A 25,210-nucleotide genomic window follows, 5' to 3' on the forward strand; every position below is an offset into this window, starting at 1 on the left:
TTTTTTGCAAATCATTTACCAATCCCGACCGAGCTTACTGCAAGCCGATACTACGCTGTCCACCCCTAATATAATCAGGTATGTACCTATCAAAAATCCGACTGAGAACAAAGCTATCTGCGGCCAGAATATCATCAGTACACCTACTACCAGGCCGATCACATTGATGAACAGCGTGACACAGAAATACCTTCCTCTGTACAAACTCCGGATGAATCCAAGGTGACACAACTTCGATACACTATGTGCGATAAACCATAGTGGAAGCAGCAATGTTACAACCAGTTCGCCTATGTGCGGATATGCCATCAGCGCCAGACCGGTGATCACGCTGATCACCCCAGCAGCCAGAGACACGCACGGTGCAAACCCAATGTAACGTTCCGTCTTGGCGTAGAAGATAATATCGGTAATTCCGGTCACGATTGCCATCACACCATAGAAGATCGTGATCCAGCGCAGAATCCCACCCGGTGATATAATCGACAAAGCACCAAGGATTATAAGAAGAATACCCTCGATCAGCTCCAGCCATCCATACCCTGTATGTCTTTTCATAGGGCAGCTCCCCCTTCCTTATTCAGGATCTCCATGAATTCATCCCCAGTAATTGTCTCCTTCTCATAGAGATGCATCGCCAGAATATCCAACAGCCGCTTGTTATCGACAAGCAGCTTCTTCGCCTTCTCATGCTGTGAGCGCACAAGTTCAACCACCTTCCGGTCAATCTCCTTCTGCGTCTCTGCCGAACAGCAAAGCGAAGTATCCCCGCCCAGATACTGGTTCTCCACGGTCTCCATCGCTACCATATCGAACTCATCGCTCATACCATACCGGGTAATCATCGCACGCGCCAGCTTCGTTGCCTGCTCGATATCATTCGAAGCACCGGTTGTGATCTCTCCGCATGCTACTTCCTCTGCGGCACGGCCACCGGTGAGTGTCGCAATCTTGTTCTCGATTTCTTCCTTCGTCATCAGATATTTGTCGGCCTGCTCCACCTGCATCGTGTATCCGAGCGCACCGGATGTACGTGGGATAATCGTAATCTTCTGTACCGGTGCAGAATGGCTCTGCAACGCAGCCACCAATGCATGTCCGACCTCATGATATGCAACCGTCTTTTTCTCCTTATCCGAAAGCACGGCATTCTTCTTCTGATAACCGGCGATTACAACCTCGACACTTTCTTCTAAGTCTGCCTCTGTCACAAATGTCCGTCCTGAACGAACAGCGCGAAGCGCACCCTCGTTGATGATATTCGCAAGCTCCGCGCCGGATGCACCGGATGCCATACGTGCAATCGTATGGAAATCAACATCATCGCCAACTTTGATTTTTCTCGCATGTACCTTGAGGATTGCCTCACGGCCTTTCAGGTCAGGTAGTTCCACAGGTACTCTCCGGTCAAAACGTCCCGGTCTGGTAAGCGCCGGATCGAGTGATTCCGGACGGTTTGTTGCTGCCAGAATGATAACGCCGTTGTTCCCTTCAAATCCATCCATCTCCGTTAAGAGCTGGTTCAATGTCTGCTCCCGCTCATCGTTGCCGCCGTACTTGCCACCGTCACGCTTCTTACCGATCGCATCGATCTCATCGATAAATACGATACAAGGTGCCTTCTCCTTTGCCTGCTTGAACAGATCACGCACCTTCGATGCACCCATACCGACAAACATCTCGACAAACTCCGAACCGGAGATTGAGAAGAATGGTACATTTGCCTCACCGGCAACCGCCTTCGCAAGCATTGTCTTACCGGTTCCCGGAGGCCCGACTAACAAAAGTCCCTTCGGCATCGATGCACCGACGTCCGTATATTTCTTCGGATTGTGCAGATAATCGACAATCTCGGCTAAGTTTTCCTTCGCCTCATCCTCGCCGGCAACATCTGTAAAATGAATTCCTTCGGTGGACTGTACATATACCTTCGCATTGCTCTTTCCGCCCATACCGAACATCATGGAATTCTTGCCGCCTGCCTGTTCCATCAGCTTCTTCGCAAGGAATCTTCCAAGTATCCAGAACAGCAGAAGCGGCACAACCACAGACATCAGAAAGCTCATAAACGGGGATGTCCTCGTCTCGATTTCTTTCGAGAACTTCGCGCCACTGTCATAGAGCCGCTGTGTCAGGTCATCGTCCGGCATGAGTCCGGTCTTGTAGATCGCGCTTTCCGCCTTATCCGTAAATGTGATCTGCGTACTGTCGATCTGAACCTGACCGATATCCTTATCCTCGGTCATCTTCATGAATGTTCCGTAATCAACTTCCTTTACCTGCCGTTCTGCCAGCATCGGGGTGATAAATAAATTAAACACCAGCAATACTACCAGCACGATTCCGTAATAGAAGATCAACGGACGTTTGGGTGATTTTACTTCTTTCATCTCTGCATACTTCCTTTCCATACTATAATGCACAACGTATTCTACATCTATAACATGTATTTCAATATAATTCACTCCATATGCGATGTATTGAAACCAAGAAGTTCTAGATGTTCTGATCTACATATTCTTACCGTACGCAACCGCCGCCGATTCGACATCCCTGTCTCAGCGGCGGCTTGTTTGAACATCGTGTTCAAACATTGCTGATTACAGCAGAACATCAAGAACTTCTAAGTTTCAAACATATGCATATTTCGCGAAATTATATCGAAATACATGTAATCTACACGGATGAATACGTTGTGCAATTTACTCTTTCTACTCTTCGTACTTCTCCTTCAATACCTTCACGATCATCTCGTAATTCGGCATCTCTACTCCATATTGTTGTCCGAGGCGGAGCGGTTCATACACCAATCCGTCCAGTTCAGATGTTTTTCCTGCCCAGATATCCCGCTGCATGGAGGTTGAAGCCTCCGGTACAAGTGCATCTAAGATGTCCAGATTCGTCTTCTCAATATCAACTAAAAATGGGATTCCCATTGCTGTTGCAAGTGCGTCAATTTCTTTCATGCACCGGATCAAAAGCATCCGCTCTTCGCCTGCGCGCTGGAATACTTCTGCCTTTGCATCGTAATACAAACCGCAGGCTGCCATCGGCGACACATATGCGTATTTCTGAAATGCATCCCGTTCAATCTGGTCAGAAAGCACCGCATCGATACCTGCCGCCTTTAACTCCTGTTCCAAAAGAAACATCTTCCGGCAAAGTTCCTGTCCCCTCCGTGCGCCAAATACGATACGGAAGATATCGCCTTTTTGTAAGATCACGCCCGGTTCCTTAATCTCCGCCGCAATGTAGATACATCCATCTACAACTGTCGTATCCGGCAGCTCCTGCTGCAGCTTTGCCCCAGTTCCGTAAATATTTAAGATCGGAACGATCAATGTATCCTCGTTGCTATGTTCTTTCAAAAATGGAATGATATCCGGAATCGAATATCCTTTGACACACACAAACAGGACATCCGGAATCTCCGCATATCCTGCTTCATCAACTGCCTTTATATCTGTCACGGTAAATGTCTGGCTTGGTGACTCCACACATATACCATGTTCTTTGATTGCTGTAAGATGCGCGCCGCGCGCAATCAATGTCACATCCTGTCCGGCTCTCGCCAAAAATGCGCCGATGCTTCCGCCGCATCCGCCGGCTCCTATAATTGCATATTTCATATACGATCAGCCACTTTCTATATGCTCAAGTGGTTTCTCCTTCCCTCTTTTTTCTTCTATCTCTAATCTGTGATACATATTCTATAACAGATTTATGTTTGTTTTGTGAACAAATCCGTTATTGAGAAAATTTATTGTAAATATCGTGATTTGTCCTCTTTTTTCACCTTCACGATCACAATTGTAAGGTAGCTTACTGCCTGTGTCAACGCATCTATCCCATGCATCACACGTTCATCCGGCAGTCCGCAGTTCGAGACGCCATAGACCTCCAAATATTCTCCCTGCTGCCTTCTCCGCACAAGCTCTGTCCGAAGCATGCCGATCAGCCTCTCCAGCTTCTTCCCCGACTTCATATAGATCCGTGTCCCGTCATAGTCCACGGTATCCTCCACCGCGTAGCTGCCCGGAATAATATGGATCTCCTCTCCCTGATCCGCAAGCGAGATTCCAAGTCTTGCCGCCACCGCACAAAAAGACGGCACACCGCTGATTATCGATGCGGACATGCCTGCTGCAAGCACACGCCGGTGAATATAATGGTACGTCGAGTATACACTTGGATCTCCGATTGTAAGAAATACAAGGTTCTTCCCCTGCAGCATCCGCGCCCGTACCTCGGCAAAGCAGCGATCCTGCGCCGCGTGAAGCACGTCCGCATCCTTCGTCATCGGAAACTGCATCGGACAGATCTCCTTTTCCTCGATCTCCGGTACGACCTGCCGCACGATCTTATAAGCATAACATTCTTCTTTCTTCTCATTTGGCAGTAAGATGCAGTCACTCTCACGGATTGCACGCACCGCTGCCAGCGTCAGAAGCTCCGGATCACCCGGGCCGACTCCGACGCCAATCATTCTTCCTTCCATCTATCTTTTTCCTCCGCAGCACATACCAGCCGGACTTACCGGCTGATATCTGTCTGTTGTAGTTTAATTGTCTAAGTAATCCTCCAGTGCCGTCTTCCCGCGATAGGTACTCACATTAAATGTCCGTACGCCTCTCCGGCTCGTGCACATCTCACTGTGATACGAAAGCAGATCCGAGATCTGCCAGGCATCATTTTCATCCGTCCAGATACCGCGTGCCTGCGCCCAGTCTACAAACTCAAATACCGCTGGTGTCGTGTCCGCAGAGCGTTCTTCCATATACCACAGCTCATCCGCCAGCCGCACTTCGATCTCTTCTGTGCTGACATCCGCATCCAGCCACATCTGTACCTCGCCACGTGCACACGCCAGGTTAAAGCGCATCACATACGTATCCGGATGGGAAAATGCAAACGCAATATATAAGCCGCCGCATACAAAAATCATGTATTTCATCAGCGGAAATGTATTCTTATATAGATAGATTATTGTTCCCGTGAATAATGCAATCAGTACAATCAAAGCAAACAGCACAAGCACGCGCAGGTACGACAACCGGTATGCCTGAATGTACATCAGCATCCGTACTGCCGAAGACCCGATCATCACATAGGTGCAGCCACACATAACTGTAAGAATCGTCCGAAGCACACAGCTTTCCGCAAATGCGCGGTTGCAGACCAGCACAATCACCAGATTCACAGCCGCCACAAAAAGCAGCTGGAAAAATCCCTGTCTCGCATATTCCGAATACGAATACCCGGCTGGCAGCATCTGCTTCCCAAGGAATGGAGACAGAATCTGAATGACTGCAAACACCGCATACAGGGCGGTAAGCAGACCACAAAACGTAATACCGATCATCGGCTCCACCATCCGCTTTTCCTCACACTCAATCTTCGGCGGCTGTATTACCATCTTACAGAAGATTCCATAGACGATGATAAATACCGCAACGAGCATCATCACGAAGCCAGCCAGATTCCCGGACAGCCGCAGATTGCCGATACTCCGATCAACCATATATTTGAAGATGGCATCTGCCTGTGAGAGCACGATCAGCATCAATACCAGAAACGGCAGGGCAATTAACACGCCAACCAGAACATAGATTGCCTTGGATTTCTTTTTTTCCCGAAGCTTCACATACACGTAGCAGTCACTGAACCCGCGGAACAGATACCCGAGCGGCGAGAACACTGTACCGAGCACGGCACGGATGTATTTCCCGACGCCCCATTTGTCCGCATCGCAAAAGCAGGTAAAAAATACGGTCATCGAAAGCAGATAAATGCCTATGTAATTACATGTGATCAGGAATCGGTCTGCGGTCAGGAACGTTGATACGCCAAGCAGAAGGATTCCTATATAGTAGATCATCGTATGCGGGTTCGACGTCTTATCCTCGCGGTTATCGTACGCCTTGCTCTGCGGTGCGTGCGAACAGACGTAATATAAGAAGCCAATCGTTGCTGCGGCAAATAAAACTGTCATGATGCCATACGAATTTTTATACAGGCAGATGGTTGTCACAACCGCATAGATGACAGCAGCAAATCCCCCCGTCCGAAACCGGTCTGCCCGCTGCTTCATATCCGCATCCGGGACAGACATATCTAAGTTCTCCTGTCTAATCTCTTCATTCATCTGTATCACTCCTTTTCCGAAATTTAAATGATAATTGCATATTATCCGATGTAATTGGCAGTACATATATTTTATTTTGAATTGTTTCATATACGATGTATTGAAACCAAGAAATTCTAAGATGTTCTGATATTAGGAATTGATAACGGACGCAACCGCCGCCGATTCGCCGTCCATGGCTCAGCGGCGGCTTGTTTGAACATCGTGTTCAAACATTGCTGATAAAAACAGAACATCAAGAATTTCTAGGTTCCTAACATATTGTATATGGAAACATATTCAAAAATAAAATATATGTATCTACAAACGCTATTCGGATAATATGCAATTATCTATAATCAATCCTCGTCCTCATACACCAGTATATCTCCCGGCTGACAGTCGAGCGCCTTGCAGATTGATTCCAACGTGGAAAACCGCACTGCCTTCGCCTTGTTATTTTTCAGGATAGACAGGTTTGCCTGCGTGATGTCGACCTCCTTCGCAAGCTCTGTCAGCCCCTTTTTCTTCTGTGCCATCAACACATCCAGATTCACCTTTATTGCCATATCACCACCGCCTTCTCTTATATGGTAATGCCCCCTCGTTTTGCTCGGCGGCAGGTCGCCGGATGCATCCTGAATCACACGCTTCGCTCATAATAGCATCCTCCTAAATCGTAAAATCATTTTCTTCCTTGTACTGCACTGCCTTGTCAAATACGATGGCAAGCACGCGGGAGAAAAGACCTGCGATCAAAAATACAACAACAATGATAAATACGGCTGGCGTAAAGTAAAGTGGAATCCGGCAAAGCATCACTGCCATGATTGCGAAGCTGTATATGCCCATCCGGTTCAGACTCTTTACATTTTCCTTCACGAAGCAGTCGTCAGCAAGCACGGTCCTAAACATCTTCCGAAGTTCCCGCAAGATCAGCACCGCGAACACACCTGCCGTCATGAAGATCAACACCATCCAGATATAATATTCTCCGAAAAATGGATTGATCACCGTTCCATACCATTTGAACGATACCGGCAAAGTCAGCGTCACGACCATTCCAACAAAATACATGATATCCAGTAAGGTCTTCGTTGCACCGGCAATTTTATTTTCTTTCATATGCAATACACCCTCCTACATCTTTTACAAATCGTCTGATATTATCTCTTAGTTTTTTTACACCATACACCACGCATTATTGATTGTCAATATATTTTTATCGTTTTTCGATATGTTTTTATTGTTTTTCAATCTTTCAGATGTTTCGTAATACAATTTCCATCTTGCTTATCAACAAAAAAAGAACCTGGTACTCAATACCTCCGTTTTAAAACGATATTGAGTATCAGGTTCTTTCATATGTGCAAGGAGTTTATATAATCAATGTCACAATCACATATTTTACATTCTCCCCTATTCTCCGTACACCTTGCCTATATGCATTTATTATATTTCAATAAAGTACATTTTCAATATGTGACAGAAAATGTGACAACTTTTGTCATTTTTGGTCATGGAATTTTTTACGTTGATATTATAAAATAAATTTGGTATGACAATTCAGGGAGAAATAAATATGAACACAATTCAGGAATTATTAAAACACTATATTGAGTCAGATGGATATACGGTATATTCCATTTCCCAACAAAGCGGCATCAACCGCACTACACTTCAAAAAGTACTTTCCAAACAGAGAAAAATCTCAAAAGAACTGTACGATAAGCTGCTTCCATTTCTCTCGCTTTCCCCAATTGATAAGGAAGAATTAGAGCAGGCTTTTTTAATTGAGCAGATTGGAATGGATCGTTTCCAGACACACATGGAAATTAAGCGAATTCTGGAAATGTCCGCATCTACGCTCTATCAGACAGAAGAAGCACCTTATGATGCAGCGGTTTCTAACATTGAGTCATGGTCCGACTGCATGTTGATTCAGGGAACTTACCAGATTGTAAATGCAATTTATTCCGTTGCTTTGAAAAATGTCACAACCGAAGAACAGCCGTTTTTATATACGTTTGCAGATATGAGTCATCCATATGCCTCCATTTTCTTCAAACCGCTATATCATCCGGCCTTTGAACCATTACATGTAAAGCACCTGATCGAATATCAGAAAACGCAGATAGACGGCGAGAACTATGATAATATTCACAACATTCAGATTTTGACAAATCTGCTGCCATCCTTTGCCGCATTTCCTGGTACATTTGAGGTTCATTATTATTACTCTGCCCGGAATCGGTTTAAACAGCTGGCTACCGCATTCCCTTATTATGTCATCACAAACACGCATGTAATCTTACTGTCTCCAACCTACGAGACAGCCATGATACTGAGTGACAAAGCGATTCACGAATATTATCTGCACAACTACGAACAGCTTCTCACAAGGTCTAACACACTGACTTCCGGGGCACAGACACCGCTCGACCTGTTAAATGTATTAAATGGAGTAGATCCATCGTTAAATTATCCGATCTGCCTGAATATCCAGCCAACCATCGAGAAATATCTCACTCCGGAAATGATCGACAAATATATGCTGGAATCCCCTTACAAGGAAGCCATCCGTGCCAAACTATTAGAACGGATCAGCCAGCTTACAAAGGAAAGACATACGATTCTCTTCACAATGGAAGGTTTAAAATTGTTTGCTGAAGAAGGAAAAAACGTAAACTTCCCAGATACACTTGCAGATCGCTTTGACATAACAGACCGTATTTACATTCTCCGCAAATTTGTGGAGGCAAACCAAAATGATTCAGATAATCATTTTCTTCTGTTGGATCCTGCAAAAATACATACGTCACTCAATATCTCGATTGCCTTTGCTCCACCATCCATGACGTTCCTGATGTTGGTACGCAACGACGGCAATTCCATGATTCTTCCCCTGGAAGAACACACCCTTTGCAGCAGTATCATGGATTTTATTCAGACACTTCCAGAATATGGTTTTGTTTGCAGCATAGAAGAGACAAACCGGTATCTTACAGAAGAAATCGAGCAGTTGAAAAACCAGCTTTAAGCAGCAAAACTCCATATAACACAAGAAGAGGGCGATTCGCCCTCTTCTTCGTATCCGCAGGAAACAACGCTTCCCCGGATGATATCTTCCGGTGTTGCATCATACAAGTACATCAACGCAAGCAACGTATCTGCCTGCGGATAGCTGATGCCCCGCTCATACTTATAGACTGCCTGTACGCTTCCAAGCATCAGATACTGACGCACATACTCAACAGACAAGTGCTTTGCTTCGCGCAACTTTCTAAGGTTTGTTCCAATTACATGGAGATCATATTCAGGTCTGTAGTTCATATCATACTCCTTTCAACACTAGTTAATAGAGCGATATTGCAGAATACCTTATTATGTTGTAATTGTCAATCATTTTTTGGTTTTTTCTTTGTCAATACTTCTACCATAATTCCTCGCGATCACGGATAGAATCCGCCTCTGTAATTGGACGAATCACCTTACACGGATTCCCCACTGCCAGCGAATACGGTGGAATATCCTTCGTCACGACGCTACCTGCACCGATCACGCAGCCCTCGCCGATCGTCACACCACCTGTCACTACCACATTGCTTGCAAGCCAGCAGTTATCACCAATCGTGATTGGCTTTGCGTACTCATCATCGTATGCCGTACCATCCGGCTTGAACTTAATATTCCGTTCCTGATGGCGGAACGGATGCATCGGTGTCACCAGTGACACATTCGGTCCAATAAACACATTGTTGCCAATATTCACCGGACAGGTATCTAACACGGTAAAATTAAAGTTGGCAAATGTATTTTCACCGATTGACGTAAATTCCCCATAGTCAAAATAGATCGGTCCCTGCAGATACACGCCCTTTGCGCAATTAGGAATTAGCTCGCGCATCATCTGTCCGCGCGCTTCCTCCTCGGTATCTGCAGTCTGGTTATAGGTCTGGCACAGCTTATGTGCCTTCGTACGGATGGCAAGCAACGTCTCGTCCGACGAATCATAGATCTTGCCTGCCAGCATTTTTTCCTGTTCTGTCATCTCTTATTTTCCTCCTATGGTTTATATCTGCCGGGCATTGCCTGTATTCAATTTCCCCGTTATTGCTCATTCTGGCTCTTACTCATTTATAGCATAGTAATACACACCCCATCAAAAAACAACTACATATCATGCGTTTTTTAACATGCATTTTACTTTTTCTGCGTTATAGGGTATAGTAGGTGTTGGTTTTATTAAAAGGTATTATTAAAAATAAGAAGAGAGAGAGAATATTTATGAACAAGCGAGAGTCTTTTACAAACCGTCTCGGATTTATCCTTGCCTGCATCGGTTCTGCCGTCGGCATGGGCAATATCTGGATGTTCCCGACACGTGTATCCTTATATGGAGGCGGTTCCTACCTTATCCCGTATTTTATCTTTGTTGTATTGATCGCATCGACCGGTGTCATCGGGGAGATGAGCTTCGGCCGTGGCACGCGATCCGGTCCGATTGACGCCTTTGGTGCCGCCTGCGAATCCCGCGGCAAACGTAAGGTCGGCGAAGCACTCGGCTTTATCCCGGTGCTTGGTTCTCTTGCGATGGCGATTGGGTATACCGTCGTCATGGGATGGATTTTGAAATACATGGTCGGAACATTTACCGGAAGCACACTTGCACCGGACAGCGTTGATTCCTTCGCTTCGTCCTTCGGCAGTATGGCATCTGCCTTCGGCAACAATCTGTGGCAGATCATCGCACTTGTAGTTGCAGTAGTGATCTTGATGTTTGGTGTTGGAAATGGTATCGAGAAAGCAAATAAAATCATGATGCCGGTATTCTTCCTGCTGTTTTTGATCCTTGCGATCTACACTGCCTGCCAGCCGGGCGCCATCGACGGCTATAAGTACATCTTCCGCGTCGAGCCTTCTGCTCTGGCAAAGCCGGAAACATGGATCTTCGCTTTGGGACAGGCATTTTTCTCCCTGTCTGTTGCCGGAAACGGAACCCTCATCTATGGTTCGTACCTGCCGGACAACGAGGATATCCCAGCTTCCGCTGGTCGTGTTGCCTTATTCGATACCATCGCTGCGATGCTTGCAGCACTTGTTATTATCCCGGCGATGGCTACAACCGGTGCACAGCTTGACCAGGGTGGTCCGGGACTGATGTTTATCTTCCTGCCGGGCTTATTTAAGTCTATGCCGGGCGGACATATCGTGGCGATCATCTTCTTCGTGGCAGTCTTCTTCGCAGGACTTTCGTCTCTGCTTAACTTATATGAGGCGCCAATCGCAACGGTACAGGAGAAGCTTCATTTAAACCGCAAGCTCTCCTGCCTTGTCATCGGTGTCATCGGCGTGATCGTGTCCATCTGTATTCAGGGAATCGTATCCGACTGGATGGATATTCTGTCCATCTACATCTGCCCGCTTGGTGCAGGTCTCGCCGGTATCATGTTCTTCTGGGTATATGGTAAGAACTATGTCGAAGAGCAGGTCAACCTTGGACGCGACAAAAAATTTACAGACAAGTATGTACCTGTCTGTAAATATCTGTACTGTCCGATCTGTATCCTTGTGCTGATCCTCGGTATCGCACTGGGTGGAATTGGGTAGGACTTCACCAATTGACAGAGTTGTAAATAGAAACGTGCAGATTTTTGTATATAGACATCTCCCGGGTTTGAAATATCAGATGTATTGAAACTAAGAAGTACTAGGATGTTCTGTTGTACATCTTCTTATCGCACGCAAACGCCGCCAATTCGCCATCCATGGCTCAGTGGCGGCTTGTTTGAACATCGTGTTCAAACATTGCTGAATACTGACAGAACATCAAGTACTTCTAAGCTTCAAACATATTTATATTTCAAACCCGGGAGACATCCACATATACAAAAATCTGCACGTTTCATTATGTTTCTTTGTCACTTAGTTACTATTCTGCTTCCATCGCAAGCTCAGTCTGTCGTGTGAGTTCCGCATCACTGATAATGGTAATTCGTCCCTCGTCGTACTGTTCCTGTACCCAATCGTACACACGGCGCACGAGGGGCGATTTTTTATCGACAGGCGACATGCCCTTCTTCTTGCGGTACTGGTTGATCCAGTAGCCGACACCGGCAATACCGGATGTGGAGTTTACTGATACCTTTGGTGGGCGGTCGAGCAGCGTGTCGGTGTCGAAGATATTGTAAATCTCATGGTTCTTGAGCATACCATCGGCATGGATACCCGCTCTTGTCAGGTTGAAGTTCTCGCCGACAAATGGTGTCATCGGCGGGATCTCATAACCGGTTTCTTTGCTGATATAGTCTGCAATCTCTGTGATCACTTTTGTATTCATCCCATTTAAGTGTCCGCGCAGGGATGCATATTCAAATACCATTGCTTCAAGCGGCACATTTCCGGTACGTTCCCCGATGCCAAGCAGCGAACAGTTGACGGCACTTGCGCCATACATCCATGCAGTTGTTGCATTTACGACGCCCTTATAGAAATCGTTGTGTCCATGCCACTCCAGCATCTCGGATGGCACACCGGAATAATGCTGCAAGCCATAGATGATACCGGACACGCTTCGCGGTAAGGATGCACCCGGATACGGCACGCCAAATCCCATCGTGTCACAGGCGCGGATCTTGATCGGTATGCCGCTTTGCTCGGACATTTCCATCAGACGGTTTGCAAATGGAACGACAAATCCATAGAAATCCGCGCGCGTGATATCCTCAAAATGACACCTTGGGCGAAGTCCTGCTTCGATACAGTCTGACACGATCCCAAGGTATTTGTCTAATGCCTGCTTCCTTGTCAGTCCCATCTTGTGGAAGATATGGTAATCCGAACAGCTTACAAGCACGCCCGTCTCCTTGACTCCGATGGATTTCACCATCTCGAAATCCTTCTTATTCGCACGGATCCATGTCGTGATCTCCGGGAATTTGTATCCTAACTCCATACATTTCTCAAGCGCCTTGCGGTCCTTGTCCGAATACACAAAGAACTCGGTCTGGCGGATCATACCGTTTGGTCCGCCAAGTTCGTGTAAAAGTTTGTAGATGTGTACCATCTGCTCCATCGTGTACGGGGCACGTGACTGCTGCCCGTCACGAAATGTCGTATCCGTGATGAAGATATCCTCCGGCATATTTTCAGGCACCCGGCGATAATTAAATGCAATCTTCGGCGTTTCGGTATACGGGAACATCTCGCGGAAAAGCTCCGGCGATTCCACGTCCTGTAACTGATAGCTGTATGGGTCTAATTCCAATTTGTTCGTCTTGTTGCTTAGTCTGATTTCCTGCATATGCCGTCCTCCATCCTTCGGATGTTTCATCCAATTTTGTTGCACTCATTATAAGCACATGCTATATTATATGTAAAATAGATAATTTTGATAATAATAATCGAATTTACGAATAATAGGAGATTTTTATGGATATCGAAGCATTGAATACATTTCTGATACTTGCCAATACGAAGAACTACACGCGCACCGCCGCGCAGCTTTTTGTCGCCCAGTCTACCGTGACAAACCGCATCCACGAGTTGGAAAAAGAGCTGAATATCGCACTCTTTACACGCAACAACCGCAGCGTGGAGCTGACCGTGGAAGGTGAGCAGTTCAAGGACTACGCCGAGAAGGTCATCACGCTGACAAATGCATCGCTCTCCGAGATCAGTTCCTTACACAAATACGAAAACCACTTGCGCATCGGCTGTTCCGATTCGATCTACGAAGGACATCTGGCGCCGATTATCTTGGAGCATCAAAGACAATTTCCAAATGACGCATTAAAAATCACGATTGGTCTTTCCAATCTGCTGATGGAGCAGCTGCAAAACGATATCTTCGATGTGATCTTCACCTATCTTCCTATGAAAAAATCATCCTATCACTGCGAGGTTTACAAGCAGGATAAGATGATTTTAGTGACTGATTATTATAATACGATGTATGCGCGCGGTATCACGAAGCAGGCGTTGATTGCCGAGAATTATCTGATGTGCAACTTCGCCCTGCAGGATGTCGGACAGTTCATCCGAAACTTATTTCCGCGCTATCACCAGTTTTCATTGGAAATTGATGACTGTTCCAAGATCATTCCTTTTTTGCTTGGCTCGGAAAGCTATACGTTCCTGCCTGCAGATACGGCTCGACCATTCTTAGAAGCGGGCAAGCTCCGCGTTATTCCACTGCTGGACTTAGAAACACCGGTTATCAACAGCTACATGATCTGCAAGAACAGTAAGCGGGAACTATGTCAGGTGATTTTTATGTAATTTCATGTCACCACGCGAAAGCGCAATGACCTGCGCACGCATCAGCGTGCTACATTTTACTATAAACGAATGGTCACTTCAAACACGCCATCCTCCATCCGAATCTCCCCGGTATAGCCGCAGGCATCTAAGAAACGCCGCACAATTCCAAGTCCCATGCCTCCACCATTTCTGCCGGTCCGCACATTGTCCCCTTTCTTTGTCGGATTCCACAGTTTCTCCGGCGTACAGTCCGGGATATGTGCCGCCTGATTCCGCACGGTCACAGAATCTTTGTCTATCTGAATCTGCACCTCCGTCTCTGGCTTTGCGTATTTGACTGCGTTCGTCACCAGATTATCCGCAATATAGCCGAACATCTTCGCATCCGTCTGTAGCTTCACATCTCCGCAAATTGCGATCGTCAGCTTATTTTTGTCGATCAGATCCTGATATTGCACAGCTTTCTTCTCGAATATCTCCCGGATGGAAACTACGGATTTCTCACTTTTATCTGCCTCCTGGTCTTTCAGATAACAGATCATGTTCGTAATCATAGCGTTCATATATGAGACATTTGACAGGATTTCGTCCCGGTAATGCCTGCCCTCTTCTGCTTCAATCAACTGTCCCATATTCTCCGCATATCCGCCGATTGCCATCAGAGGACCGCGGATGTCGTGTGCGATGGCGAGCATCAATTCCTCATTTTGCTCTTTCCGAATCAAAGCTTCCTTTTTCTTCCTGCTACACCACACCACCAGAAATGCTGACACCAGCAACATACAGGCGCAACCGCAACCGCCAATTGTCAACAGACGGAATATCTGCAGATTCCAGGTAAACGGATTTGCATACATGGCTGATTGTACATAATAAACCTCATCATTCCAGATTACTTTCGTTGCATACCGAAGATAATCGCCACGCACTTTGCCATATATACTCTCTCTACGTATTTCTTCCAAAATTAATTCGCCTATATCATCAGAGGTCTGATTATTTGTTTCTGATACATGTATTTGAAACATTTCGCTCTTTACATGCAACATGTTCTCATTTCGTTCTCCAATAAATTTTTCCAAACGCTTATCCATCTTTCGCATTGGATTTTCAAATACGGTTTCCATCGTACTGTTTTTGTATACAATCGTTGCAAACGAAAAACTGTCAGTATCCTGAAATTTATCTGTTTCCAACAATATTTTATCTATATACTTTTCTTTATTTGGCGTTCCCGAATCAACAAGCACACGAATAATCTGGTTCTGCACCTGTTCTTTCCGCTCATCAAAATAACTTTGGATCTCAATATTTGCTTTCTCCCGCACCCACAGTCCTGCTGACACAAATATCACCAACGCCAGTATATTGACCAGCACTGCTTTCCAGATCAGATTCCAGCGGTACTTCCGCATTTCCCGCTTCCATCTACCGGTCAGTTTTCTCTTTTTTCCTTTCATATGTTACGCCCCTTTCTTCGGTAACATCTCCTCGATCTTATAGCCTTTTCCAATCACTGTTTTGATACATCTGCCAGCACTTCCAAGATGCTTCCGAAGCTTTCTTACATGGTTATCCACGCACCGGTCTGTACCCTCATAATCATATCCCCAGATGCCGATCAACAGGCGTTCCCGTAACAACAGTGTGCCTTTGTTTTCAAGCAGCATCCGAAGCAGAGCGAATTCCTTCGGTGACAGGTCTACTTCTTTCCCGTCCACAGTCACACGATATTTCAGCACATTCATACGGATGGTGTCGCACACCAGCTCGTCTTCACGTATTGTGCCCTTCGCGCGCTTCATAATCGCCAGACATTTCGCATATAACACAGACAAGGAAAATGGCTTCACCATATAATCATCGCACCCGGTCGCGTATCCCTGCATCATATCCTGCTCGCTGTCCTTCGCCGTCAGGAAGATAATCGGAACAATACTTCGTCTGCGCATATAGCGACATAACTCCAGTCCATTCATCCCCGGCAGCATAATATCAAGCAGCACAAGATCAAATTCGTTTTCATAGAATTTCTCCAATCCCAGCTCTCCATCCTGTGCGTTTTCTATCTGAACCGTTCCCTTGCTCTCACGTGCAAAGAAATCCTGCACAACCTCGCAGATCTGTATATCATCCTCTATCATTAGAAATTTGTACATGTATTTCCTCCTTTCGAAGAAACCTTATCACTACAAAATGACTTTTATATGTTCATTTCTGTATTTTCTTTTTTCCATTGTATCACATGCCACCACGCATCAGCGTGCTTCATTTTATCATATTGCCTGATGGATCCATACATTTTTCGTGGGTCCCCTTTTATTTCCATTATTGGGGAGTTTTGCGCTATTTTACGTTTTTTACCCAACCTGCTTGCTTCCCAAAAGCTTCCGGTTGGGGGACTTTTCCCATTCCACCACTTTCTACCCAACCTGCTTGCTTCTCAAAAGCTTCCGGTTAGGGAGTTTTTCCTATTCCACCACTTTCTACCCAATCTTCCCTGCATATGCATTCTTCCATTGGGGAGTTTTGCGCCATTTCACATTTTCTCCTCAACTCACATTGATTGATTGCAAGCTTTTATGGTAGAATAGATAAACTACAAACTAAATTAGACAGGTATGGTACATTATGAAAAAAGAACAAACTCGAACATCGTTCAAAAGCCGCTGGGGATTTATCCTTGCATCGGTCGGTTCCGCAGTCGGCATGGCAAATGTCTGGGGATTTCCAAATAAAATGGGAAGTAACGGCGGTGGGGCCTTTCTTCTCATCTATTTACTATTTATATTTTTATTCAGCTACGTCGGACTTCCGGCGGAGTTTGCGATCGGGCGTTGGTCGCGCACCGGAACGCTCGGTTCCTATGAAAATGCATGGCGTTCGCGAAACGAAAAACTCGCCCCTGCCGGGCGTGCACTTGGATGGCTACCACTTGCAGGTTCCCTGTGCATCGCAATCGGCTACTCGATCATCGTTGCCTATGTATTAAAAGCATTTGTTGACTCTGCTTCCGGTCTTTTGATGCAGGTCAATACTTCGGAATGGTTCGAATCGTTCTCCATGACGGATTTCTCGGTTATACCATTCCATATTATTGTCATCATCGGCACTTTGCTTACGCTGTTGCTCGGTGCCAGCAGTATCGAGAAGAGCAACAAGATTATGATGCCGCTCTTCTTCCTGATCTTCGTTGTGCTTGCAGCCCGCGTAGCTCTGCTGCCCGGTTCAACAAACGGGTATGAATTCATGTTTATTCCAAGATGGGAAGCATTGAAAGATCCAACCGTCTGGATCACTGCCATGGGACAGGCATTCTTCTCCCTGTCCGTAACCGGAAGTGGTATGATCGCATATGGCTCCTACTTAGACCGGAAAGAAGACGTCATCGCAGTGTCGAGACATACCGCGATTTTCGATACGATTGCTGCCTTGGTTGCCGCGCTTGTGATCATCCCGGCATGCTTCTCTTATGATGTCAGTGTGGACGCAGGGCCAAGCCTGCTCTTTATCACATTGCCATCGATCCTGCAGGATATTCCGCTTGGACAGGTCTTTGCGATCATCCTGTATGCAGCAATGATCTTCGCCGGTGTAAGTTCCCTGCAGAACATGTTTGAAGCTGTTGCCGAATCCCTTCTGCACCGTTTCCCGAAGCTGCGTCGTACTGTTGCACTCGGCATTATCTGCGTGATCTGCCTTGGTGCCGGAATCGGCATGGAAGCCATCACCCGCTGGGGGACCTGGATGGATCTTGTCTCCATCTACATCATTCCGATTGGCGCAACACTTGGTGCAATTTCCTGGTTCTGGATTATGAAGAAAGAAGATTTATTTGCAGCGATCAATGAAGGCGGCAGGAAGCCACGCGGAAAGCTGTGGTATTTCCTTGGGCGATATCTGTATGTGCCAATCGCGATCATTCTGTGCGTGATTGCGCTCGCAATGAAAGTGGCGTTTTAAATGAACCGAACGGGCTGACACCTATTTGATATACACACATTGTCATCCCGCCTATCAGCTTGATGAACACTGGTCCTCTTATAGAAATCTGTACAAGCACAATTTCTGCATGACAGCGTATTACACAGAAAACGGATGATTGCACAATGTCAACCATCCGTTTTCTGTTTTATAATAACTTACGCCATACCATTTGCAGTTTTGTATTTGTAGATCATCTCTGCATGATTCTGTTCTTCAATCTGTATATCTGCAAGCAGCTTCCGCAGTGCTGTATTCGCAAATGCAAACACATCGGTATTATATTCACCGGACACCAGCTTCTCTGTTCCGATACAATCCGTTGCGAGAAATGCGTCGTGCTTCTTATCCTCAGAATTATCCAATGTCCCATACGTCACCTTTGGCTCATAGTCTTTGCCCTGTGTATCGTTGCAATCGCACGCCGGAACAGAACCATCTAACACCTGCTGCAACGTATCGTAATGCTTCTGTTCTTCCTTCTGAATCGTCTCAAACAGACTTTTTAACTCCGGATCCTTCGCCTGCGCTGCGTATTTCGCATATTTTTCCACACAACTCTGCTCCTGTGTCTGTAAATCCTGAATCAGGGTACGTTCTTTCTCTTTTAATTCCATTGCTTTGACTCCTTTTATTTTGTCTTATTTTTATCGCAATGGTATTATTGACAGATCTGTTTGGTTTTATGCCTTTGTCTGCATCAGACTACAAAACAAGCTGAAACCCATAGCAATTTTTTGCAAATCCATAATGTTCGTAAAAGCCATGCGCCTCGACGCGTGGCAATCCGGAATCCAATATCAATGCTTTACAATCTTTCTCTTTTGATTTTTCTTTTACATAATCCAACAAAAACTTTCCATACCCTTTTCCGCGATCCTCTTTGTTCGTGATCAGACTTGCCACATAACAGGTACACCCTGTCATCCAAAATGTTTCAAAATAGCTACCATGACACAATCCATGATAATTTCCTGCGTCATCTAACACAAAGTACACAAAACTATTTGCGTCTGCAAGCACTTTCTCATATACCTTTTTCGTTTCTTCATAGTCATATGTGTTAAATGTCCAAAGCTTCTCAAAATAGGAAAATGCAATATCATAATCTTCCATTGTTGCAATTTTTATCTGCATAAGCAGTCACACTCCTCTTTTACTGATATTTTCCCTAACTTATATCATCCTCCAAGGATATGCAACAGACATTCTACAGAATCTTTCAAATAAAAATATAAAGGCACTTTCGTTTTTATATTTAACAAAAAGTGCCTTTATTCGTTCTTTTATAATTAGAAATTGCCGCCGTTCCAGCCCCAGTTTGCAACTGCCTGATACTTCACATACACATGATCCGGTGCAATTCCGAGCACATCCTCGAATATCTTGCAAATCTCGCCGGTCAACTTGGAAAACGCAGACGGATTCTCGCTCCCATACACACTTACCTCCACCATTGCCATCGGCTGATCCTTTGCTCCTCGGAAGTAAAGCTTATACTCCGGCTCAAAGCCAACCATAAGCCAGCTCTCCGACTTCCCTGGAATCGCTGTAATCGCCTGTCCCAGTCTTGACTTGATTTCCTGCTCCTGATCCTCACTCAATGCTACACTGATTTTTGAATTGATAAATGGCATTTGTTTGTCCTCCTCTTATTCGTCCTCATCCGGTATTCCCGTATGAAGAAATTCATTCCACTTCTTATTGATCTCTTCCAGTTCCTTCTTCTCCATGATTCGGTTCCGGTCATCCAGTATCGCCAGCATCTCATCCGCCACATCCTCCAGTCTTGGATTCGAATACCGATACAGATATCCCATCATCCGTGTCGCCGTAAAATCTGTGTTCAGATTCTTCGTCACAATATCCGCAAACTCCTCCGGATATCCAAGGCGAAGCATAATGTTATAAAGTTGTATGCTCTGTGGAGATTTTGGTTTCATTGTATGTTATAGTCCTTTCCGTACTTTGTCAATTAGTTTGTTGCTATATTAACTTTTCCTTCCACTCTGCTTCCTTAAATCCGACTAACACCTTATCTTCATCCACTATCAAAGGCCGTTTCACTAACATACCATTCGTCGCAAGGAGCTTGATCTGTTCTTCTTCGCTCATCTCTGGAAGCCTGTCCTTTAACTTCATTTCCTTATAGAGCATGCCACTTGTGTTAAAAAACTTCTTAAGCGGAAGCCCACTCCTGTCATACCACGACTTTAACTCCTCCTCCGTTGGAGTCGCTTCTACAATATGACGTTCGGTATACTCAATCTTGTTTTCATCTAACCACTTCTTTGCCTTCTGGCAGGTGGAGCATTTTGGGTAACATATAAATTCCATTGTAGATCTCCTTTTCTGCGTGCGTATTTATAACTTCACGCCTTTTTATCATATCTTATTTTATTTCTTACATTCTGAATTTACCGCACAAACCGCAGCTTGCCCCTGCTCTCCCAGATAATCTCGCTCACCTGGTATGGCGTCTCACCATCCATATGTATCCACTGCGGTGTCTCCGTCACCAGACGCATCTTCTTACACCTGTGATTCGTAATGTTCTTAAACAACAAATGCTTTTTGAAATAAACAAGCACAACCGCCATAAGAAGCTTCAACCTTGACATGCCTTTCACAAGGCAGACATCCAATCTTCCATCTGTCGGATCTGCGTTTGGGCAAAATGGGATTCCACCACCTTCATACATATGATTCATCCCAACGACGAAGAACAGCTCCGGAAGCTTCATCACCGGCGCATCGTCCAGGTATAATTTTGCGCGTACCGTTTTCTTTGCAAATATCTGCTTAACGCCGATCATCACATATACCAATTTACCAAGATGAATCTTATTTAACACCGTTTTCAGCCGGCTCCGGCTGACCTCTTCGCAGATATTTGCATCATAGCCAACCCCAGAACTAATTAAAAATCGTTTTGCACTGTTTCCCTGATGATTCGTTGTCACTTCTCCATAATCAAGCGCAATTTCCTCCGGATTTTCAAGCAGATGCGTAATTGCACGTTCCACATTCTTTTCCAAATGCATATTTCTGGCGAAATCATTTCCGGATCCTGTCTGAATACACGATAACGTCGTATGATCAAATTCCTGAATCCCATTTAGGACTTCATTTAATGTTCCATCGCCGCCAATCACTAAAATATTGATATCTTCCTCATTTTCCCGGACCACTTCCTTGCTTTGATCCATAACAGCCGTTTCGTTTAAAGCCATGTTCCTTCCTGCTGTAAGTTTCCCTGCAACCATCGTTGCTTCTCCCGGCTTCCGCAGTACATACACCTTATACGCCACGTTTTTTCGGTCTAATATGTCTTTTATCTCCCTCCATGCATCCATTCCTTTTCCAGAAGATGAGGTCGGATTTACGATTATATGGTACATTCTTGTTATCCTTTCCACACGCCGCTATCTCTCGATAGCAGGCGTATCTTCATACAGCTGATACTGCAACTTCGTGCGTGCTCCACGGTAGTCGTTTTGCACAACCAATGTGTAACGGGCTCCCTGGAAGGCAACATAGTTCCTGCCGTCCCTCGCAAAGAACGATACCTGCACCCGCTCCTGCCAGATCTCCTCTGGCAGCTGCTTCTGCAAAACCCGCTCCGCAAAACGGATTGCAATATCCTCAAAGCTGTACTGGCGCTCCCGCTTATTCTCCACATAGTAGAGATACAGCTTCTGGACATAACACTCGGACACAGCTTCCATCTGCTTGAAGTAGCTGCCGAGCATCATATAAACTGCATAATTAAATGCATTCTGGTTATTTGTTGCCTTATCGATTGTAGTTGTTGTATTCATCATACATACCTCCTTGAATAAAAACAATAGATTTTTTGATAAAAATAGGCAGACTTGTAGAACTGTCTATCTTCGTCCACAATCTGCCTTCTTCGTTCTATTTAGTTTCATTCAAGAAAAATACTCTGATTTTCCGAAGCTGTTGTCAGTATAACGCATTCCGTTTAGATATACAAGACTTATTTCACCATTACAGTTAAACTCATAGTTCAATTACCTATACCTAATAGGTTTTATTTGCGCCAACCAACGTCATGATACCATTTATTACCAACAGCACACCAGTTGCAATAAATGCCCACGCAATCGTTCCACTCTGATTAAAGAGCAGACATGCTCCGGCAACAACCATCAGTCCCGGTTTAAAATACTCCTGAAACCGTTCTCCCACAGTCAGATTTACAGGCATCGTTTTCTTGATTGACGATATCTGTAACAGTCCCATCAGAATGATTCCTGCTGCCAGAATATAGAATGCAAGACTTGCAAATACCCAGCCAAATACCAAAATACAGATTCCGGCAACCGACTTCACAATTCCATAATTTACGAGTCCTGCCACAAAATCCATAATGGCTCCAACAATTACAAATACTGCCAGAAGCGTAATGGCTGCGGTAATAATTTTTCCTTTCATAACAATCAGCAAAATTCCAAGCAATATGGATCCCAAAGCTGACGCTACGTTTCCTTTCTGGTTCATATGTTGTTCCTCCTTATCAATTATCTGCTATAATAACTCATCCAACAGCTTACTTCATATCTGCCTCAAATGCAACGGACAATTATGAATCTCTGTATGCTATAAGCCATTCAACCAGATCTTCATACCCGATTGCCCGGCTGTAATAAGCGCCCTGGAATACATCACACCCCAATGCTTTCAGCTTCTCTAACTGTTCTTTTGACTCCACCCATTCTGCAATCGTTGTAAAATGAATCGACTCCCCAAGCTTGGTGATCGAACCGATAATTTCCGCATTGGTTTCGTTTTCAAGCACATTCCGTGTCAAAGATCCATCCAGTTTCACGACAGCAAAAAATCCCGTCTGCAAGTAGAGCAGGGAGGTATGCCCCATCCCAAAATCATCAATCAAAAACCGGTGTCCGTGCGCTTTCAATTCTTCTATTTTATGTACCACATCCTCTGTCGAAGATATCGCGTCCTGCTCAGTGATTTCAAGGCACAACTGGCTACAGGAAATTCCATGTGTCTTCACGCTGTTTTCCACCGCTTCCACCAATCCATCCCACTGCAGTGACGCATTGGTCAGATTGACAGAGATATCAAAGCTTTCGTCTACATAATCAGTCAGTCTGGCTCTCGCCGTTGCCGCTTCATCTAAGATTGCTGCATCAAGCGCATGCATAATTCCAAGTTCTTTTGCAAGCTGAATGATAAGTGGTGGGTAAATATTTCCAAACACGGGATGATTCCACCGAATCAAAGCCTCCGCGCCAGAACAATGCCCATTCTTGTCCACCTGTGGCTGATACATCAGAAACAGACTGTGATTTTCAATTGCCTCCTTCAATTCGCCGGCCAGCAGCCGTGCCGTATTTCCACATACATCTTCCCGCTTTGTAAATGCGAACAGAACACCACTTTCTTCCTGCTTTTTGTATTCTTCTACCAATTGGTTCACATTCTGTATCATCTGCTGCCGGCGCTGCATTTCAAACATCCGGATAAACGGACGATATACAAACACGCCGATCACAATGCATATAAGCTGAAGCACTACTCCTTTCCACGAACCAGTTGCCTGATATCCACTCAGAAGAACTGGCGTTGTCCACTCCACCGATGCTACCACATGTGGAACAATGTCAAAATACATTGCCGCATATGTAATCAGGAAATTCAGGATCGGAACTACCAAAAATGGTACAATAAAGATCGGATTCAAAATGACCGGAACTCCAAACAACGCAATCTCACTGATATTAAACAAAACTGCCGGCGCCGCCATACCCGCAACATTCCGCAGACTCTTCGTCTTCGCAAACAGCAAAACCGCGATTACAAGGCAGATCATCACGCCGGTTCCCCCCATGATTACGAACACATCCTGAAAAGACTTGCTGAATATACCAACAGATACATCTGAGAAATTCTGTTTGATCACAACATCCAATACATTGTTTCCATGCACCCCCAAAAACCAAAATATATGTGTCTCCACAATGATTAAGATTCCAGACCAGAAATTATTATTAATCGAACCAAACAGACGATTTACTCCAAGCTCAAACAATTCCTGTACTCCATTTACCCCACTCGTCACATATAGTACCTGATGAAACAGGTTAAACACAAATAATATCCCCAAAGTACAGCCAATTCCATTGATTGCATGCATATAACCACTGTCCGTATCTATTTCCTTGTTTCTCACTGACATAAAATTTATATCCTTTAATTTGAAATACAAAAATCCTGCACCAAGGGATACAAACAGTGCAGTGAATGTATTCATATTGCTAAATGCCTTTATCGAAAAACTCCCATATTGGATTCCTGCACATCCAGCAAAACTGGCAAGCGTAACAACCGCCAGTACAATCGCATCCCCCGTCTCCACAAATCCACATTTCTTTCTGGATTTGATCAGCGCATAGCTGACACTCGTCGTCACTGCAAGCAAAACTGCAAAAATATCATTTACACCATGATATATAAATTGCAGCATATCCATAACATGACCTGACCAGATATGTGCAATAAAATCCTGATAGCCTGCTATCGGCAGACTCATAATCATCAATGCGCCATAGCCAACAACAAGCAGGGGAATAAGCATAATCATCCCCTGGCGGATCGCACCAAAGGCACAGCTTTTTTCTATCTTATTCGTTGCTTTTAATACTCTGTTTTCCATTTTTTTCATTTGTATATTCCTCAATTCATAATATTTTATTATAACATGGATACAGCACAAGCTCAACCACATCTGAACTTTCCTATTTACCAATTCTTTCACATTCACCCCAGAAGAAAATACATTTTCTGTAATTA

Annotated in this window: 25 protein-coding genes; 4 read left to right on the plus strand and 21 right to left on the minus strand. The window is 45.0% G+C overall.

Annotated features, from left to right (window positions below; all coding sequences use genetic code 11):
- Positions 1–15: 15 nt before the first annotated feature.
- From ACZQK9_RS04520 to ACZQK9_RS04550, 7 genes are all read right to left on the minus strand, one after another.
- Positions 16–558 carry an HdeD family acid-resistance protein gene (locus ACZQK9_RS04520; protein ID WP_483269778.1) on the minus strand — a complete coding sequence of 181 codons (543 nt, stop codon included), beginning with the start codon at positions 556–558 and terminating at the stop codon, positions 16–18.
- Positions 555–2,390, minus strand: coding sequence for an ATP-dependent zinc metalloprotease FtsH (ftsH, locus tag ACZQK9_RS04525; protein WP_483269779.1), 1,836 nt, complete (start codon positions 2,388–2,390; stop codon positions 555–557). The genes ACZQK9_RS04520 and ftsH overlap by 4 nt, the downstream gene beginning before the upstream one ends.
- A gap of 321 nt (positions 2,391–2,711) precedes the next feature.
- Positions 2,712–3,629, minus strand: coding sequence for a ketopantoate reductase family protein (locus tag ACZQK9_RS04530; RefSeq protein WP_483269780.1), 918 nt, complete (start codon positions 3,627–3,629; stop codon positions 2,712–2,714).
- Positions 3,630–3,760: 131 nt separating this feature from the next.
- A complete protein-coding gene (cobI, locus tag ACZQK9_RS04535; protein WP_483269781.1) occupies positions 3,761–4,498 on the minus strand; it encodes a precorrin-2 C(20)-methyltransferase in 738 nt (245 codons plus the stop codon).
- A gap of 63 nt (positions 4,499–4,561) precedes the next feature.
- On the minus strand, positions 4,562–6,145 hold the full coding sequence (locus ACZQK9_RS04540) for a DUF4153 domain-containing protein (RefSeq protein ID WP_483269782.1): 1,584 nt from the start codon (positions 6,143–6,145) through the stop codon (positions 4,562–4,564).
- 338 nt (positions 6,146–6,483) lie between these two features.
- On the minus strand, positions 6,484–6,693 hold the full coding sequence (locus ACZQK9_RS04545) for a helix-turn-helix domain-containing protein (RefSeq protein WP_178018149.1): 210 nt from the start codon (positions 6,691–6,693) through the stop codon (positions 6,484–6,486).
- A 103-nt stretch (positions 6,694–6,796) separates the two neighbouring features.
- Positions 6,797–7,249, minus strand: a complete 453-nt coding sequence (locus ACZQK9_RS04550; protein ID WP_216507369.1) for a DUF2975 domain-containing protein — start codon at positions 7,247–7,249, stop codon at positions 6,797–6,799.
- Between the two features lie 457 nt (positions 7,250–7,706).
- On the opposite strand from ACZQK9_RS04550, the gene ACZQK9_RS04555 reads away from it, so the two are divergent.
- A complete protein-coding gene (locus tag ACZQK9_RS04555) occupies positions 7,707–9,164 on the plus strand; it encodes a hypothetical protein (RefSeq protein ID WP_178018147.1) in 1,458 nt (485 codons plus the stop codon).
- Here ACZQK9_RS04555 and ACZQK9_RS04560 read toward each other — a convergent pair.
- Together ACZQK9_RS04560 and ACZQK9_RS04565 are read right to left on the minus strand one after the other, a co-directional pair.
- Complete coding sequence (locus ACZQK9_RS04560) at positions 9,161–9,457, minus strand: helix-turn-helix domain-containing protein (RefSeq protein WP_178018146.1); 297 nt, start codon at positions 9,455–9,457, stop codon at positions 9,161–9,163. The two genes, ACZQK9_RS04555 and ACZQK9_RS04560, sit on opposite strands and share 4 nt — an antisense overlap.
- Before the next feature lie 100 nt (positions 9,458–9,557).
- Positions 9,558–10,175 carry a sugar O-acetyltransferase gene (locus ACZQK9_RS04565; RefSeq protein ID WP_216507371.1) on the minus strand — a complete coding sequence of 206 codons (618 nt, stop codon included), beginning with the start codon at positions 10,173–10,175 and terminating at the stop codon, positions 9,558–9,560.
- A 236-nt stretch (positions 10,176–10,411) separates the two neighbouring features.
- Here ACZQK9_RS04565 and ACZQK9_RS04570 point away from each other — a divergent pair, with 236 nt between their 5' ends.
- Entirely contained in the window at positions 10,412–11,734 is a 1,323-nt protein-coding gene (locus ACZQK9_RS04570) for a sodium-dependent transporter (protein WP_483269783.1), read from the plus strand.
- 322 nt (positions 11,735–12,056) lie between these two features.
- Here ACZQK9_RS04570 and ACZQK9_RS04575 read toward each other — a convergent pair whose 3' ends face one another.
- Positions 12,057–13,427, minus strand: a complete 1,371-nt coding sequence (locus tag ACZQK9_RS04575; RefSeq protein WP_483269784.1) for a hydroxymethylglutaryl-CoA lyase-like TIM-barrel protein — start codon at positions 13,425–13,427, stop codon at positions 12,057–12,059.
- A gap of 128 nt (positions 13,428–13,555) precedes the next feature.
- Between ACZQK9_RS04575 and ACZQK9_RS04580 the strand changes: the two genes are divergently transcribed.
- Positions 13,556–14,404, plus strand: coding sequence for a LysR family transcriptional regulator (locus tag ACZQK9_RS04580; RefSeq protein ID WP_483269785.1), 849 nt, complete (start codon positions 13,556–13,558; stop codon positions 14,402–14,404).
- A gap of 59 nt (positions 14,405–14,463) precedes the next feature.
- Here ACZQK9_RS04580 and ACZQK9_RS04585 read toward each other — a convergent pair whose 3' ends face one another.
- Positions 14,464–15,846: an ATP-binding protein gene (locus tag ACZQK9_RS04585; RefSeq protein WP_483269786.1), complete on the minus strand. Its 1,383-nt coding sequence runs from the start codon at positions 15,844–15,846 to the stop codon at positions 14,464–14,466.
- Positions 15,847–15,849: 3 nt separating this feature from the next.
- Positions 15,850–16,545, minus strand: coding sequence for a response regulator transcription factor (locus ACZQK9_RS04590; RefSeq protein ID WP_483269787.1), 696 nt, complete (start codon positions 16,543–16,545; stop codon positions 15,850–15,852).
- Positions 16,546–17,017: 472 nt separating this feature from the next.
- Here ACZQK9_RS04590 and ACZQK9_RS04595 point away from each other — a divergent pair, with 472 nt between their 5' ends.
- Positions 17,018–18,349 carry a sodium-dependent transporter gene (locus tag ACZQK9_RS04595; protein WP_483269788.1) on the plus strand — a complete coding sequence of 444 codons (1,332 nt, stop codon included), beginning with the start codon at positions 17,018–17,020 and terminating at the stop codon, positions 18,347–18,349.
- Positions 18,350–18,528: 179 nt separating this feature from the next.
- Here the strand turns inward: ACZQK9_RS04595 and ACZQK9_RS04600 are convergent, their stop codons facing one another.
- From ACZQK9_RS04600 to ACZQK9_RS04640, 9 genes are all read right to left on the minus strand, one after another.
- Positions 18,529–18,987, minus strand: coding sequence for a ferritin-like domain-containing protein (locus ACZQK9_RS04600; RefSeq protein WP_483269789.1), 459 nt, complete (start codon positions 18,985–18,987; stop codon positions 18,529–18,531).
- 88 nt (positions 18,988–19,075) lie between these two features.
- The gene (locus ACZQK9_RS04605; protein WP_216507386.1) at positions 19,076–19,507 is read right to left on the minus strand and encodes a GNAT family N-acetyltransferase; all 432 of its coding nucleotides are present in this window, start codon (positions 19,505–19,507) and stop codon (positions 19,076–19,078) included.
- A gap of 155 nt (positions 19,508–19,662) precedes the next feature.
- Entirely contained in the window at positions 19,663–20,007 is a 345-nt protein-coding gene (locus ACZQK9_RS04610; RefSeq protein WP_216507387.1) for a phenylpyruvate tautomerase MIF-related protein, read from the minus strand.
- A 15-nt stretch (positions 20,008–20,022) separates the two neighbouring features.
- On the minus strand, positions 20,023–20,313 hold the full coding sequence (locus ACZQK9_RS04615; protein ID WP_021985982.1) for a hypothetical protein: 291 nt from the start codon (positions 20,311–20,313) through the stop codon (positions 20,023–20,025).
- Positions 20,314–20,356: 43 nt separating this feature from the next.
- On the minus strand, positions 20,357–20,707 hold the full coding sequence (locus ACZQK9_RS04620; protein WP_483269790.1) for an arsenate reductase family protein: 351 nt from the start codon (positions 20,705–20,707) through the stop codon (positions 20,357–20,359).
- An 80-nt stretch (positions 20,708–20,787) separates the two neighbouring features.
- Entirely contained in the window at positions 20,788–21,771 is a 984-nt protein-coding gene (locus ACZQK9_RS04625) for a diacylglycerol/lipid kinase family protein (RefSeq protein WP_483269791.1), read from the minus strand.
- Positions 21,772–21,795: 24 nt separating this feature from the next.
- Complete coding sequence (locus ACZQK9_RS04630) at positions 21,796–22,194, minus strand: hypothetical protein (RefSeq protein ID WP_178018010.1); 399 nt, start codon at positions 22,192–22,194, stop codon at positions 21,796–21,798.
- Between the two features lie 220 nt (positions 22,195–22,414).
- Entirely contained in the window at positions 22,415–22,894 is a 480-nt protein-coding gene (locus ACZQK9_RS04635; protein ID WP_118374054.1) for a DUF308 domain-containing protein, read from the minus strand.
- 82 nt (positions 22,895–22,976) lie between these two features.
- Complete coding sequence (locus tag ACZQK9_RS04640) at positions 22,977–25,082, minus strand: EAL domain-containing protein (RefSeq protein WP_483269792.1); 2,106 nt, start codon at positions 25,080–25,082, stop codon at positions 22,977–22,979.
- Positions 25,083–25,210: the final 128 nt, after the last annotated feature.

The organism is Wujia sp. (assembly GCF_056872695.1).

Excerpts from the sequence above, each read along its gene's own strand:
- ACZQK9_RS04590 (WP_483269787.1), bottom strand. The coding sequence starts at position 16,545 with ATGTACAAATTTCTAATGATAGAGGATGATATACAGATCTGCGAGGTT.
- ACZQK9_RS04600 (WP_483269789.1), bottom strand. The coding sequence starts at position 18,987 with ATGGAATTAAAAGAGAAAGAACGTACCCTGATTCAGGATTTACAGACA.
- ACZQK9_RS04615 (WP_021985982.1), bottom strand. The coding sequence starts at position 20,313 with ATGAAACCAAAATCTCCACAGAGCATACAACTTTATAACATTATGCTT.
- ACZQK9_RS04570 (WP_483269783.1), top strand. The coding sequence starts at position 10,412 with ATGAACAAGCGAGAGTCTTTTACAAACCGTCTCGGATTTATCCTTGCC.
- ACZQK9_RS04610 (WP_216507387.1), bottom strand. The coding sequence starts at position 20,007 with ATGCCATTTATCAATTCAAAAATCAGTGTAGCATTGAGTGAGGATCAG.
- ACZQK9_RS04580 (WP_483269785.1), top strand. The coding sequence starts at position 13,556 with ATGGATATCGAAGCATTGAATACATTTCTGATACTTGCCAATACGAAG.
- ACZQK9_RS04540 (WP_483269782.1), bottom strand. The coding sequence starts at position 6,145 with ATGAATGAAGAGATTAGACAGGAGAACTTAGATATGTCTGTCCCGGAT.
- ACZQK9_RS04520 (WP_483269778.1), bottom strand. The coding sequence starts at position 558 with ATGAAAAGACATACAGGGTATGGATGGCTGGAGCTGATCGAGGGTATT.
- ACZQK9_RS04630 (WP_178018010.1), bottom strand. The coding sequence starts at position 22,194 with ATGATGAATACAACAACTACAATCGATAAGGCAACAAATAACCAGAAT.
- ACZQK9_RS04575 (WP_483269784.1), bottom strand. The coding sequence starts at position 13,427 with ATGCAGGAAATCAGACTAAGCAACAAGACGAACAAATTGGAATTAGAC.
- ACZQK9_RS04625 (WP_483269791.1), bottom strand. The coding sequence starts at position 21,771 with ATGTACCATATAATCGTAAATCCGACCTCATCTTCTGGAAAAGGAATG.
- ACZQK9_RS04640 (WP_483269792.1), bottom strand. The coding sequence starts at position 25,082 with ATGAAAAAAATGGAAAACAGAGTATTAAAAGCAACGAATAAGATAGAA.
- ACZQK9_RS04565 (WP_216507371.1), bottom strand. The coding sequence starts at position 10,175 with ATGACAGAACAGGAAAAAATGCTGGCAGGCAAGATCTATGATTCGTCG.
- ACZQK9_RS04585 (WP_483269786.1), bottom strand. The coding sequence starts at position 15,846 with ATGAAAGGAAAAAAGAGAAAACTGACCGGTAGATGGAAGCGGGAAATG.
- ACZQK9_RS04620 (WP_483269790.1), bottom strand. The coding sequence starts at position 20,707 with ATGGAATTTATATGTTACCCAAAATGCTCCACCTGCCAGAAGGCAAAG.
- ACZQK9_RS04635 (WP_118374054.1), bottom strand. The coding sequence starts at position 22,894 with ATGAACCAGAAAGGAAACGTAGCGTCAGCTTTGGGATCCATATTGCTT.
- ACZQK9_RS04555 (WP_178018147.1), top strand. The coding sequence starts at position 7,707 with ATGAACACAATTCAGGAATTATTAAAACACTATATTGAGTCAGATGGA.
- cobI (WP_483269781.1), bottom strand. The coding sequence starts at position 4,498 with ATGGAAGGAAGAATGATTGGCGTCGGAGTCGGCCCGGGTGATCCGGAG.
- ftsH (WP_483269779.1), bottom strand. The coding sequence starts at position 2,390 with ATGAAAGAAGTAAAATCACCCAAACGTCCGTTGATCTTCTATTACGGA.
- ACZQK9_RS04560 (WP_178018146.1), bottom strand. The coding sequence starts at position 9,457 with ATGAACTACAGACCTGAATATGATCTCCATGTAATTGGAACAAACCTT.
- ACZQK9_RS04595 (WP_483269788.1), top strand. The coding sequence starts at position 17,018 with ATGAAAAAAGAACAAACTCGAACATCGTTCAAAAGCCGCTGGGGATTT.
- ACZQK9_RS04550 (WP_216507369.1), bottom strand. The coding sequence starts at position 7,249 with ATGAAAGAAAATAAAATTGCCGGTGCAACGAAGACCTTACTGGATATC.
- ACZQK9_RS04545 (WP_178018149.1), bottom strand. The coding sequence starts at position 6,693 with ATGGCAATAAAGGTGAATCTGGATGTGTTGATGGCACAGAAGAAAAAG.
- ACZQK9_RS04605 (WP_216507386.1), bottom strand. The coding sequence starts at position 19,507 with ATGCAGATAAAAATTGCAACAATGGAAGATTATGATATTGCATTTTCC.
- ACZQK9_RS04530 (WP_483269780.1), bottom strand. The coding sequence starts at position 3,629 with ATGAAATATGCAATTATAGGAGCCGGCGGATGCGGCGGAAGCATCGGC.